10 protein-coding genes and 2 pseudogenes are annotated in these 12,672 nt (G+C 68.1%); 8 read left to right on the top strand and 4 right to left on the bottom strand.

Annotation, left to right across the window (positions count from 1 at the left end):
- Positions 1–387: a hypothetical protein gene (locus NM962_07790; GenBank protein UVO13951.1), complete on the top strand. Its 387-nt coding sequence runs from the start codon at positions 1–3 to the stop codon at positions 385–387.
- 86 nt (positions 388–473) lie between these two features.
- Here NM962_07790 and NM962_07785 read toward each other — a convergent pair whose 3' ends face one another.
- Together NM962_07785 and NM962_07780 are read right to left on the bottom strand one after the other, a co-directional pair.
- Positions 474–830 carry a DUF732 domain-containing protein gene (locus NM962_07785; protein UVO13950.1) on the bottom strand — a complete coding sequence of 119 codons (357 nt, stop codon included), beginning with the start codon at positions 828–830 and terminating at the stop codon, positions 474–476.
- A 670-nt stretch (positions 831–1,500) separates the two neighbouring features.
- Positions 1,501–1,650 (bottom strand): metallothionein, encoded by a 150-nt coding sequence (locus tag NM962_07780; protein UVO13949.1) that lies wholly within the window; start codon positions 1,648–1,650, stop codon positions 1,501–1,503.
- A gap of 122 nt (positions 1,651–1,772) precedes the next feature.
- Here NM962_07780 and NM962_07775 point away from each other — a divergent pair, with 122 nt between their 5' ends.
- On the top strand, positions 1,773–2,432 hold the full coding sequence (locus NM962_07775; GenBank protein ID UVO13948.1) for an O-methyltransferase: 660 nt from the start codon (positions 1,773–1,775) through the stop codon (positions 2,430–2,432).
- 128 nt (positions 2,433–2,560) lie between these two features.
- A complete protein-coding gene (locus NM962_07770; protein UVO13947.1) occupies positions 2,561–3,004 on the top strand; it encodes an SPW repeat protein in 444 nt (147 codons plus the stop codon).
- A gap of 56 nt (positions 3,005–3,060) precedes the next feature.
- Here NM962_07770 and ilvD read toward each other — a convergent pair whose 3' ends face one another.
- A complete protein-coding gene (gene ilvD, locus NM962_07765) occupies positions 3,061–4,785 on the bottom strand; it encodes a dihydroxy-acid dehydratase (GenBank protein ID UVO14603.1) in 1,725 nt (574 codons plus the stop codon).
- A 73-nt stretch (positions 4,786–4,858) separates the two neighbouring features.
- Between ilvD and NM962_07760 the strand changes: the two genes are divergently transcribed.
- The 4 genes from NM962_07760 to NM962_07745 all read left to right on the top strand — a co-directional run bounded on the left by NM962_07760 (position 4,859) and on the right by NM962_07745 (position 8,306).
- Positions 4,859–5,431 (top strand): DUF305 domain-containing protein, encoded by a 573-nt coding sequence (locus NM962_07760; GenBank protein UVO13946.1) that lies wholly within the window; start codon positions 4,859–4,861, stop codon positions 5,429–5,431.
- On the top strand, positions 5,428–5,721 hold the full coding sequence (locus NM962_07755) for a metal-sensitive transcriptional regulator (GenBank protein UVO13945.1): 294 nt from the start codon (positions 5,428–5,430) through the stop codon (positions 5,719–5,721). Before NM962_07760 ends, NM962_07755 begins: the two co-directional genes overlap by 4 nt.
- 79 nt (positions 5,722–5,800) lie before the next feature.
- Positions 5,801–7,012, top strand: coding sequence for an MFS transporter (locus tag NM962_07750; protein ID UVO13944.1), 1,212 nt, complete (start codon positions 5,801–5,803; stop codon positions 7,010–7,012).
- 160 nt (positions 7,013–7,172) lie between these two features.
- Complete coding sequence (locus NM962_07745; GenBank protein ID UVO13943.1) at positions 7,173–8,306, top strand: Ig-like domain-containing protein; 1,134 nt, start codon at positions 7,173–7,175, stop codon at positions 8,304–8,306.
- Positions 8,307–11,165: 2,859 nt separating this feature from the next.
- Here NM962_07745 and NM962_07740 read toward each other — a convergent pair.
- Positions 11,166–11,345 (bottom strand): annotated as a pseudogene (locus tag NM962_07740) (hypothetical protein).
- An 877-nt stretch (positions 11,346–12,222) separates the two neighbouring features.
- Here NM962_07740 and NM962_07735 point away from each other — a divergent pair.
- Positions 12,223–12,516: pseudogene (locus NM962_07735) on the top strand (PE family protein).
- The last annotated feature ends 156 nt before the right edge of the window (positions 12,517–12,672 follow it).

Here is a 12,672-nt window from a genome sequence, read left to right as displayed (position 1 = left end):
ATGGATCTGGACCAATTCCTCAGCCGCACGCTTTCCAGCGCAGGTTTAGAGATGGACGAAGTGCTGGACGACCTCATATATGCTGATCGTGGGGCATGGGCGATTTTCTACCGAGGGCCTGACTGCAAATTGCAGCTCTATTGGTCTGCGCGAAATGGTGGCTTGAACTTCATGCTAGCGCCGCTCGACGCACCGAATGAGTTCGGTTTATCGAACCAATCGAGGGCGTGGCAACCCATACTTCGTCTCAGCGATGCGCACGATCAGTTAAAGACCCCCGGAATGAGTGCTGACGATAATGAGATTATGGCGTGGTTGAAGGATATTTTTGAAATACACTTTGGGCCGGCGCGTGCAGCCTTATTGGCAGAGGAGCGTCCTCGCTAGCCCTCGCAAGGCCGCCTGACTGTTGGTATGTCGGGCAACGCGCCGTCGACGATTTCTGTCGAGAAGACGCGCGTTCCGGCGACTAGTTAGGTATTCGGTCTTTCACTGGGCACACCAAGGGTGTCAGGGCAAAGTTTCTCCTGTGCCGCCTGAGCAATCTCCGAATAAAACGTCGGAAAAGCGTTGAGGATCGGGCTAAGAGACGGCTTCGGTTCCATCTGCTCAAGGGTCATGCCCTCTCTGAGGCCACGACAAACCCCCAATCCTTGAGCAAGAGTGCTGTTGTCATCCGCACGCCCAAGGAAGCCGTACTGACTTGGCACGCCAAGCTCGTGAGCCCGGTCGAGGAATGATTGGTTACGGTCGAGGAGTGATTGGTCATCAGCACTGGCAATCGGTGCCGCTGCGATGCTTGTCACGAGAGCGGCGATGAGTAGTTTCATCCCGACCTCTCCTTTTCTTGTGGTCGTGGTTTGAGGATATGACGCGTTGGCGGGTTCACCCATGGGTTTCGCTCATGATAGCGTCCCGTGGAGTGGCGGACTTCGGATCTAGCTAGGGTCAGTGAGTGACGAATTCCTTCCCGGTGCTTGAAGCCACAGGACCAGGGGCGTATCTGGGAGAAGACGAATTCGTCCAGTGCAAAGGGCCGACTGTCCGGAACTTTGCTCGGGAATTACGGCGGCCTGCGGTCGATGATGTGTCATTCGCCCAGGCCGCATTCGAGTGGGTGCGAGACGAGGTCGCTCACTCCTACGACGTTGCAGACCCCCGGGTGACGCTGACCGCCAGCGAGGTTCTCGAGCATCGCGTTGGACTCTGCTACGCCAAATCACACTTGCTGGCGGCAGTTCTCCCTCGGGGCGGAAAGGCTCGCGGGGCCCGTTGACACGTCTCTCGGTGAGATCGACTATCCGCAGGTCTTTGCCTCCCCCGCGCGGTGTGTCATTGACGCACTGCGTGACGCGACCGACGTCCTTGCGCTGTGCGATGCGGGCCTGCCGAATGCCCTTGGTGCCGAAGCCTGCTAAACGGCCCCAGGTGGTGTAGACCAAGAGCAGGCGCCGGTGACGCACAACAGTCGAGGTTGTGCGTCACCGGCGCCGTCTGTCGTCAGCTGCTGACGGGAACCAGTTCGTCGCCGCAGGTGCAGCGATAGCTGACGTTCGCTCCGGAGCAGTGGCACGCAGTCTCGATACGAACGCGGCATCCACAGCCATCGTGGCCGCAGGTCAGCACGGTCCCATCCTCGTAGTTAGCCATGTGTCACACCTTCCTCTGTCATCCCGGCAGGCTCCGGGGTTCCCCGACTATATACCCCATAGGGGTATGGGGTAAAGAAAAATCGGGAGCCAGAATCGCGATCGCGGGCTAGCGTGGATGAAGTGAATGAAAAGCCCACGCCCCGTGATGTTGATGCCCTGCTGGACAACCTGTTCGCCGGAGAAGACCCGGCACTGACCGCGGCGCTGGCCGCCAGCGATGAGGCCGGCCTTCCGCCCATCGCGGTCTCGGTACAACAAGGCAAGTTCCTGAATCTGCTGGCGACCGCAGCCCGGGCCACCCGCATCCTGGAGATCGGCACGCTGGGCGGCTACAGCACCATCTGGCTGGCGCGCGCCGTCGGACCGACTGGCTCGGTGGTGACGCTGGAGTACGAGCCCAAGCATGCCGAGGTCGCTCGCGGCAATCTGGCCCGTGCCGGCGTCGGTGATCGGGTGCAGATTCTGGTGGGTGCCGCGCTGGACACCCTGCCGACTGTGACCGGCGAGCCGTTCGATCTGGTGTTCATCGACGCTGATAAGGAGAACAACGTCGGCTATCTGAATTGGGCCGTGCGGCTATGCCGTCCCGGCTCGGTGATCGTGGTGGACAACGTGATCCGGGAGGGCGCGATCCTGGACCCGCGCTCCGACGACGCGACGGCGCGCGGCAGCCGGGACGTGTTGGAGCTAATGGGCACACACCCGCGGCTGCGGTCCGCCGCCCTGCAGACAGTCGGGACCAAGGGCTGGGACGGCTTCGCCTTAGCCGTCGTCGACTAGCAGTGGTCGGGCGCCGTTCGGCGGCGAATTTTTCGTTGCTGGCAAACAGTGGCCGGGCGTAACCTTTCATCAGATGGATGGGTGCAGCTGGCGCCAAACCGCTTGTTGCATAACAGAAAGGTCACGAAATGAGTACAGTCCATTCATCAATCGAACACCACCCTGATCTGTTAGCTCTACGGGCACGGTACGAACGCGCCGCCGAGTCCATGACGGCTCAGGGAACCTTCGGATTAACGCTGCTGGTGGCCGTCTACGGAGCGGTGTCCCCGTGGATTGTCGGATTCGAGGCGACCACCAGGTTGACCATCACCAACCTGGTCGTGGGGCTCTGCGTCGCCTTCCTGGCGTGCGGGATGGCGGCGGCGCTCGATCGCATGCACGGGCTCGCGTGGACCCTGCCAGTCTTCGGGGTGTGGTTCATCGCGTCGCCCTGGATCCTGATGCACGGAACGCCGAGCACCGAGATGATCTGGTCCAACGTGATCACCGGTGCGCTGTTGACGATCCTCGGCCTCAATGCCGCCTACTTCGGTAGGCGGGCGCGCGGTGAGTCAGCCCGGCACGCCTGACGAACCCATCGCGAATAGTCCCCCGCAGGCGGGTGGGTCTCGCTGAGCGCTGACGGCTAGCCGCAGACAGCGCCGATGGCGGCGGAGCCCACCAGCTTGCGGTACTTGGCCAGCACGCCGGTGGTGTAACGCGGCGGCGGCGGGGTGAAACCCTGGGCGCGGGTGGCGAATTCGTCCGGGTCCGCCACCACGTCCAGGGTCGCGTTGGCCACGTCGAGGCGGATCTTGTCGCCGTCACGCAGGAACGCGACCGGCCCGCCGTCCACCGCTTCGGGGGCGATGTGGCCGACGCACAGACCGGTGGTGCCGCCGGAGAACCGGCCATCGGTCAGCAGCAGCACGTCCTTGCCCAGTCCGGCGCCCTTGATGGCGCCGGTGATCGCCAGCATCTCCCGCATCCCGGGCCCGCCCTTGGGGCCCTCGTAGCGGATCACCACGGCGTCGCCGGCGCTGATCGTGCCGTCTTCAAGGGCATCCAGCGCAGCCCGCTCGCCGTCGAAAACCCTTGCTGTGCCCTCGAAGACGTCGCTGTCGAAGCCGGCTGATTTGACGACGGCGCCCTCCGGGGCCAGCGAGCCGTGCAGGATGGTGATCCCCCCGGTCGGGTGGATCGGGTTGGTCAGGGCGTGCAGCACCTTGCCGTCGACCACCGGGGGATTGAGCTCGGCGATGTTCTCCGCCATCGTCTTTCCGGTTACGGTCAGGCAGTCGCCGTGCAGCAGACCGGCTTCCAGCAACGTCTTGAGCATGACCGGCACCCCGCCGATCTTGTCGATGTCGTACATGACGTGCGCCCCGAACGGCTTGACGTCCGCCAGGTGCGGCACCTTGGCGCCCACTCGCGAGAAGTCGGCCAAGGTCAGGTCCACCTCGGCCTCGCGGGCGATCGCCAGCAGGTGCAGCACCGCGTTGGTCGATCCGCCGAAGGCCATCACCACCGCGATCGCGTTCTCGAAAGCCTCCTTGGTCAGGATGTCGCGCGCGGTGATGCCACGGCGCAGCAACTCCACCACGGCCTGGCCGCTGGCGCGTGCATACCCGTCACGGCGCCGGTCGATCGCCGGCGGGGAGGCACTGCCCGGAAGCGACATGCCCAGCGCCTCAGCCGCGCTGGCCATCGTGTTGGCCGTGTACATGCCGCCGCAGGCGCCTTCGCCGGGACAGATCGACCGCTCGATGATGTCGACGTCCTCCTGAGACATCAGCCCGCGGGAACAGGCACCGACCGCCTCGAAGGCGTCGATGATCGTCACCTCACGCTCGGTGCCGTCGGACAGTTGGGCGTAGCCCGGCATGGTGGAGCCCGCATAGAGGAAGACCGAGGCCAGGTTCAGGCGTGCTGCGGCCATCAGCATCCCTGGCAGCGACTTGTCGCAACCGGCCAGCAACACCGAGCCGTCCAACCGTTCGGCGCACATCACGGTCTCGACGCTGTCGGCGATGACCTCGCGCGAGACCAGCGAGAAGTGCATGCCCTCATGGCCCATCGAGATGCCGTCGGAGACCGAGATGGTGCCGAACTCCAGCGGGTAACCACTGGACTCCAGGACGCCCTCTTTGGCTGCCTTGGCCAACCGATCCAGCGATAGGTTGCAGGGCGTGATCTCGTTCCACGACGAGGCCACACCGATCTGGGGCTTGGCGAAGTCGTCGTCGCCCATGCCGACGGCGCGCAACATGCCGCGGGCGGCGGTCTTCTCCAGGCCGTCGGTGACGTCACGACTGCGTGGTTTGATGTCGACGGACGCCCCGGCGGCGTTGCTGCTCCCAGAATTCACCAGCTCAGTATGCCGGTAGGGCTGGACCGGGCAAAACGAATAAATACCCCGAGGGGGTATGCGCTAAAGTGGGTTCATGAGATCGGTTCTTACCGCCGTCGTCGCGGCCACTGTCAGCATGGCCGCCGGCGGTTGTCACCACGCGCCCACTCCGGCGCCCGAAGCGTCGTCCAGTGCGGCAGGTATGGCCTCCGGCAGCCCCGCCGACGTGAGGTTTCTGGAAGACATGGTGACCCACCACCAGCAGTCCTTGGAGCTGGCGGCCATGGTGTACAGCCAGAGCGCCGACCCGGCGCTGGTGGCGTTCGCCGACCAGACCGCGACCCAGCAACGCACCGAACTGCAGGGTTGTCAGGCGCAGCTGTTGCAGTGGGAGGTCCCCGGCGGTCATTCCGGCCGGGACCACGCCAGTGAGATTCCCGGCATGGTGGAGAAGGCCACTATCGACAAGCTGCGCAGTCTGCGTGGACCGGCATTCGACACCCTGTGGTTGCAAACCATGATCGCCCATCAGCGTGGCGCGATCGCACTGGCGCAGAACGAGATTCAACATGGCGAGAGTCCAGAGGCGATCAGTATCGCGCAATCGCTCCTGCCGTTTCAGCAAGCCGAGATCAACCAGATGAACCAACTGTTGGGGGCGCCATGACCACCGATGCTCCGGGATACTCCCCGCGCAAAGACAACTACGCCAAACGGATGCGCCGCATCGAGGGCCAGGTGCGTGGCATCGCCAAGATGATCGAAGAGGACAAATACTGCATCGACGTCCTCACCCAGATCAGCGCAGTCAACAGTGCACTGCGGTCCGTGGCGCTGAACCTGGTCGACGAACACCTGGTGCACTGCGTCAGCGGGGCTGTCGCGACCGGCGGCGCGGAGGCCGACGCGAAACTCGCCGAAGCCTCGGCAGCGATTGCGCGGTTAGTTCGTTCCTGACCCTCGCGCCGTTACCATGTGAGCCAGCAGTTACCGGGAGCGCCATGCGCCACATACCACTCGACGCTGCCCCCAATACATGACTGTTGAAACCGGAAGTGCCCGATTGAGGCCGTGGACGCCACAGACCACGGCGCGATTGGCGATTCTGTCCGCCGCTGCTTTCATCTACGCCACCGCCGAGATCCTGCCGGTCGGCGCGCTGCCTGCGATCGCGGCCGGCCTGGACGTCAGCGAGGCGCTGGTCGGTACGTTGCTGGCCTGGTACGCGGTGGTGGCAGCGGCGACGACGCTTCCGCTGGTGCGCTGGACGGCATTCTGGCCGCGCCGCCGGGTGCTGCTGCTCACCCTGGTCTGCCTGACCGCTTCCCAGGTGATCTCGGCGCTTGCGCCGAACTTCGCCGTGCTGGCTGGCGGCCGGGCGCTGTGCGCCGTCACGCACGGCCTGATGTGGTCGGTGCTGGCGCCCATCGCCACCCGACTGGTGCCACCCAGTCATTCTGGCCGCGCGACGACAGCAATTTATGTCGGCACCAGCCTCGCGCTGGTGGTCGGCATCCCGCTGACCTCGGCAATGAGCCTGCTGTGGGGATGGCGGCTGGCCGTAGTGGTGATCATGGTGGCGGCGGCGGCCATCACCTTGGCGGCCCGATTCGCGCTGCCGGCCCTGGTGCTCAGCACCGACCAACTGGCGCTGGTCGGCAACCATCACCACCGCAACGGGCGTCTGGTGGCGGTGAGCTCGCTGATGCTGATCGCTGTCACCGGGCACTTCATCTCCTACACCTTCATCGTGGTGATCATCGGTGACGTGGTCGGCGTGCCGGGGGCCCGCCTGGCCTGGTTGCTCGCTGCATTCGGTGCGGCCGGGTTGATCGCGATGCCGCTGCTGGCTCGACCAGTCGACCACCGACCCAAACTGGTCACCGGCGGCTGCATGGCCGCAATGTCGGCGGCCTTCGTGGTCCTGGCGGCACTGTCCATCGGCGGGCATCACACCACCGGTACGACGGCGGTGGGGGCGGCCGCGATCGTGCTCTGGGGTGCGATGGCGATGGCGGTGTCGCCGATGCTGCAGTCGGCCGCGATGCGCACCGCGCCCGACGACCCCGACGGTGCGTCGGGGCTGTACGTGACGGCGTTTCAGGTCGGCATCACCGGCGGCTCGCTGGCGGGCGGGCTGCTGTTCGAGCGGGCCGGGACCTCGGCCATGTTGGCGGCCTCGGCACTGCTGGTCGGCGTCGCCGCGGTCGGTATCGCAGCCAGCAAGCGCCTGTTCGTCGTTCCCTGACGTTCCTGGAGCGGTAACGTTCGCCACGTCGCCGACAATCAAAGCTACTGGTCAAGGGCAATCTATCTCGTATCTCACGCCGCATCTCGCTCATTGCACGAGTTAGCTGGCAACCATCCTGTGAGACACTGGGATCAAGATCGTGACCGGAGGTAGGTAGATGTCGGGATGGAAGCTCGCGCAGTTCGGCGCGTGGCTCGGCGCGGCTGGCTTGGCCGCGAGTCTCACGCTCGGTTGCGGATCAGCCCTGGCTGATCCGCCGCAGCAGCCCGGCGACCCGGCCGCAGCGGACGCCGGCCCGGCCGACCCGCCCGTGCCGCCGCCCCCGCCGGAGTTCCCGCAGTTCCCGCCGCCTCCCCCGGAGCTGCCCCCTCCGCCGCCGCCGGGCGAGCCGCCGGCGTTCCCGCCACCGCCCGAGCTCGCGCCCGGGTTACCCGCCGCGCCCGAGGGCGTCCCCCCGGGCCCGGACCCGCAGGCAGTTCCGGCGGGGTCGGCAGACCCCGCAGTCCCGGGACAGCCCGGTGCGGTGCCGGCCGCCGCCGCCGGACCGGTTGTGGGACAGAACCCGGAGCCGTTCACGGGCACGGCGCCGTTCCTGCCGCCGTCGTTCAACCCCGTCAACGGCTCGATGGTGGGTGTCGCCAAGCCGATCATCATTGACTTCCAGCGGCCGATCGCCGACAAGGCAATGGCCGAGCAGGCGATCCACATCTCCTCGAACCCGCCGGTGTCCGGCAAGTTCTACTGGATGACGCCTAGCCAGGTGCGGTGGCGTCCGCTGAGCTTCTGGCCCGCCCACACCGTCGTCAACATAGACGCAGGCGGCACCAAGTCGAGCTTCCGTACCGGTGACTCGCTGGTGGCCACTGCCGATGACAAGACACACCAGATGACGATCACCCGAGACGGCAAGGTGGAGAAGACCTTCCCGATGTCGATGGGGATGAGCGCTGGTGGGCACGAGACCCCCAACGGCACCTACTACGTGCTGGAGAAGTTCCCCACGGTGGTGATGGACTCCTCTACCTACGGCGTTCCAGTGAACTCCAGTTGGGGATACAAGCTCACCGTGCAGGATGCGGTCCGGATCGACAACAGCGGCGGCTTTGTGCACAGCGCGCCGTGGTCAGTGGCCGATCAGGGCAAGCGCAACGTCAGCCACGGCTGCATCAACCTCAGCCCGGCCAACGCCAAGTGGTTCTACGACAACTTCGGCAGCGGCGATCCCGTCGTGGTGAAGAACTCCGTCGGTACCTACACCAAGAACGACGGTTCCCAAGACTGGCAGATGTAAACCACCGTAGGTAGCACCCAGTCCCCGGCCGCGGGGCGGGCGCTCTTGCGGATGCGGACTCCCGTCTCCGGTTGGAGTCCAAGGGTGCTGTTATTTACGCCACCGTCAATCGTTGCGCGCCTGCCGTCTGAGAGTTACAGTCATCGGCTGTTACTCAGCAAAAGCCCAGTCAGTTCTTGAACTGGTCAAAATCGGGGGGCGTCGTGCCTGCATCGCATCGCAAACTAGCCGGCGCCTAAGAGCTGGAAACAATCGTCAGCGAAGTTGTGGTCGAGTCGTCGGGTCCGCTAGCGCGATCGGCTTCTTCCTGGCGTTCGGGATGGCGCCGCTGGCGAACCCACCAGGCGCTCAGGCCGACGAGCTCGACTGGGTGATGGATCTGCTCAACCCGTCGGCGTGGGACGGGTTGCTACTCGGCGCCGCCGACCAGAGCGCACCGGCGCTGTCCCTGGGCGCCGAGCCCGCGCTCGGCGGCTCCATCGACTGGACGGCCGTGATAGATCACTGGATGTACGAGCCCCTGCACTTCGGCATGGAGCATTGGATCACCAGCCCGTTCGGCTCCATCATCGACGACTGGATCAATCAGTTCGCGCCGGCGGGTGAGATGTTCATCGGCAACGGCGCCGACGGCACCCTGGCCAACCCCGACGGCGGCGACGGTGGGCTGTGGTTCGGCGACGGCGGTGAGGGATTCAGCGGCACAGCCGATGGCGTGGCCGGCGGCAACGGCGGTAACGCCGGGTGGTTCGGCAACGGCGGCGACGGTGGTGCGGGCTGGGCCGGTCTGAACGGCGGCGACGGCGGGTCCGGTGGCACGTTCATGGGGGTCGGCGGCGACGGCGGCGCCGCGGCCGCGGGACAGCTCGGCGGTGGCAGCGGCGGCGAGGGCGGAGACGCCCCGGGCTGGTTCTTCGGTGTCGCCGGCAATGGTGGCGTCGGCGGGGCCGGGCTGGCAGGCGCGACCGGTGCGGCCGGGGTGTGGGCGGTCAACGACGGCGTGGGCGGCAACGGCGGCAATGGTGGCAGCGGCGGCAACGGGGGCAGCGGCGGCAATGCGACCGGCTGGTTGGCCCGCGGCGGCAACGGCGGTAATGGTGGCAATGCCGGTGCCGGCGGAAATGGCGGTGTCGGCGCGGTCGGCGACAACACTCACCTCGACGGTGCTGCCGGTGGCACCGGCGGTGATTCCGGTGACGTCGCCGGTACGGGTGGCGCGGCGGGATCGGGGAGCGCGCTGGGCGCGAACGGAACCGCAGGCGCAGATGGCGGCTTCGCCGCCGGCGGCAACGGTGGTTCCGGCGGTGCCGGCTTTGCGTCCGGTGCCGGTGCGACCGCGGGTGTCGCCGGTGCCGGCGGCACCGGTGCGCTGGGCAGCGCCGGCCACATCGGCTACGGCGGTGGCGGTGGCGGCGGCGCCGGCGGTGCCGTGATCTCCGCGACCAACGGCGGCACCGCCGCCGGGACCGCGACCGGCGGCAACGGTGGCAGCGGTGGTGACGGCTCACTGACCGCGGCTGGCGGCGTCGGGGGGACCGGCGGCGCGGCCACCATCTCCGCCGACGGAGCGGGTAGCTCCGCGGGTGGCAGCGCCATCGGTGGGGCGGGCGCCAACGCAGCGGGCACCGGCACCGGCGGCAACGGCGGCACGGCCGCCATCAAGGCGAGCAACGGTGGCGTCGTCAGCGACACCGCCATCGTGAAGGGCGGCGCCGGGGGCGCCGGCAGTAACGGCGGTATCGGTGGCGCCGGCGGCCAGGGTGCCATTTTCGCCACCGCAAGTGGTGCTTCAGCGAGCGGTACAGGTACCGGCGGTGCCGGTGGCGCCGGCGTCGACGGTGGGGCCGGTGGCGCGGGCGCGCAGGGCGGGGTCTTCGCGCTGTTTGCTGGTAGCACCGCCTCCGGCACCGGTATCGGTGGCGCCGGCGGGAGCGCGGACGGGGCCGGCAGCATCGGCGGCAACGGCGGCAGCAGTTCGGTTCAGAGCGGGTGGGGGTACTACGGTCGCGGCGACAACAGCACCGCCAGCGGCTATGCCCTCGGCGGAGCCGGCGGAGCCGCGATCACCGGCGGCGTCGGCGGAGGCGGTGGGATCGCCAGCGTGCTCACCGCCGGAAACGGGTCCGAGGCCTCGGGCAACGCCTACGGCGGTACCGGTGGTGCCGGCGCGCAGGGCGGAACCGGCGGCGCTGGGGCGATGGGGCAGGTGGACACCACCGGCAATAACACCCATGCCAGCGGTACCGCGACCGGAGGGAACGGTGGCAGCGGAACCGGTGACGGCGTCACCGGTGGCGCCGGCGGTCAAGGCGTGATCGGTTCGGGAACCTCGACCGGTGGTGGTGTCAACTCCACCGCGGCGGGCATCTCGACCGGCGGCAACGGCGGCGCCGGCCAGGACGGCGTCGACGGCGGCAAGGGCGGATCCGGCGTTATCACCACCAAGGGCGACAACAACTCCATCACCGACAGCACGGCGATCGGCGGCAACGGAGCTACCGGCGCCGCCGGCGGTGTGGGCGACATCAGGACCAGTCAGACCGGAAGCAGCATTTCCGGCGGCAGCGCCACCGGTGGGAATGGCAGTGCCGGCGGTGTGGGTAGCGTCGCCAAGCTGTTTGCCAGCACCGGCGCGAGCATCACGGACAGTTCGGCGACCGCCGGAATCGGTTCCGAGAGCGCAGTCGGCGGCGCGGCGACGATCACCGCGACCGGGGCAAGCGGTTCCATCGCCGACGCGTCTGCCACCGGTGGTAACGCCGGTGCCGGTGACGCCAACGGTGGTGTTGGCGGTGCGGGCGGTTCCGCTGCGGTCACGGCGAGCGGTGGTGCGGTGCACGACGCCATCGCTAACGGCGGCGCCGGGGGCCAGGGCACCGTCGGCGGTGTCGGCGGTGTCGGGGGCCAGGGCGAGGTCTCGGCCACCGGACCGAACAGCGCGGCCAGCGGCAACGGCGTGGGCGGTATCGGCGGTGACGGTATCAACGGGGGCGTCGGAGGCCAGGGCGCCGTCGGCAGCGTCAACGCCACGACGGCGGGCGCCAACACTGGCAGCGCTGACGGAACCGCCACCGGCGGCAACGGCGGTACCGGTACCGGTACCGGTAGCACCGGTGGCGACGGCGGCGCCGGCTGGGTCCAATCCGGTTACTCCGGCAGCACGGGAGGCACTGCAACCGGTATCGGGACCGGCGGCGACGGCGGCGACGCCAGCACCGGTGGTACTGGTGGTGCCGGCGGTCAGGGTGTGGTGTTGACCAGTGGGCAAGGCGCCACCGCCGATGGCACCGCACTTGGCGGTAAGGGCGGCTCCGGCGCCAACAGCGGAACGGGAGGTGCCGGCTGGACCGGCCAGGTGGCGGCCTTGGCGGGCGGGGCCAACGCCAGCGGCACCGGCCAGGGTGGGGACGGTGGCGCCGCCGACGGGTCCGGCGTAACCGGCGGCCGAGGCGGCGGCGGCGTCGTGCAGGCCCTGGGCGCCAATAGCACCGCCACCGACAACACCGCCATCGCAAGTGCGGGCGGCGCGGGCAGCAACGGCGTAGATGGCGCTGAGGGCGGCACCGCCAATATCAGGGCATTCGATTCAGGCACCAGCATCACCCACGCCACCGCCACCGCCGGTGCTGGCGGCGGCAGCCACGGCGGCGGTGGCGTTGAGATTGCCGCCAAGAACGGCGGCACCATTGTCGCTAGCCATGGCTACGGGGGCGACTCCACCGACAGCGCAAACGGCGGCTCCGCCCATATCACCGCCGACGGCGCACTGAGCTCCGTCCTGTACGCCACCGCCCGTGCGGGTGCGGCCGGAGCGACCGGCGCGGACGGTGGCAACGGCGGCAACGGCGGTCTCAGCTACCTGACGGCCACCAACGAGGGCAGCATGAACGGCGCTACCGCCACCGGCGGGGCCGGCGGTGACGGCGCCAGCGGCAGCGGCGGTGACGGCGGCAACGCGACTGTGAGTGCCGATGGCATCTACATCGTCAATGGCACCGCCCTCGGCGGCGGCGGTGGTGACGGCGGCGCGGCCGGCAGCAACGGCGGCATCGGCGGCAACGGTGGTAACGGTGGCATCGGGGACGTCCAGGTCAGCAACGGCCCGACCGTCTCCGGCCTCAGCGGCACCGGCGGCAGTGGTGGCAACGGCGGCGCCGGCGGTGACAACGCCAACGGCGGCAACGGCGGTGCCGGTGGCGCCGGTCACGCCACCGCCAGTGGCGGCGGTACCGATGGCACCGGCGGCAGTGGTGGCAACGGCGGCGGCGGCAGCCACCCCGGCGCCGGCGGTGACGGACACGGCGGAAAGGGCGGCAACGGAGGGATCGGCACCGGCGCCACTGGCAGCGACGCCGGGAACGGCGAC

The organism is Mycobacterium sp. SVM_VP21, from assembly GCA_024758765.1.
Taxonomy (GTDB): domain Bacteria; phylum Actinomycetota; class Actinomycetes; order Mycobacteriales; family Mycobacteriaceae; genus Mycobacterium; species Mycobacterium heraklionense_C.
The sequence above is the reverse complement of the archived record's forward strand: the minus strand, read 5'-3'. Positions and strand labels throughout refer to the sequence as shown.

Excerpts from the sequence above, each read along its gene's own strand:
- NM962_07785 (UVO13950.1), bottom strand. The coding sequence starts at position 830 with ATGAAACTACTCATCGCCGCTCTCGTGACAAGCATCGCAGCGGCACCG.
- NM962_07770 (UVO13947.1), top strand. The coding sequence starts at position 2,561 with ATGAGTACAGTCCATTCATCAATCGAACACCACCCTGATCTGTTAGCT.
- NM962_07750 (UVO13944.1), top strand. The coding sequence starts at position 5,801 with ATGACTGTTGAAACCGGAAGTGCCCGATTGAGGCCGTGGACGCCACAG.
- NM962_07790 (UVO13951.1), top strand. The coding sequence starts at position 1 with ATGGATCTGGACCAATTCCTCAGCCGCACGCTTTCCAGCGCAGGTTTA.
- NM962_07745 (UVO13943.1), top strand. The coding sequence starts at position 7,173 with ATGTCGGGATGGAAGCTCGCGCAGTTCGGCGCGTGGCTCGGCGCGGCT.
- NM962_07760 (UVO13946.1), top strand. The coding sequence starts at position 4,859 with ATGAGATCGGTTCTTACCGCCGTCGTCGCGGCCACTGTCAGCATGGCC.
- NM962_07755 (UVO13945.1), top strand. The coding sequence starts at position 5,428 with ATGACCACCGATGCTCCGGGATACTCCCCGCGCAAAGACAACTACGCC.
- NM962_07780 (UVO13949.1), bottom strand. The coding sequence starts at position 1,650 with ATGGCTAACTACGAGGATGGGACCGTGCTGACCTGCGGCCACGATGGC.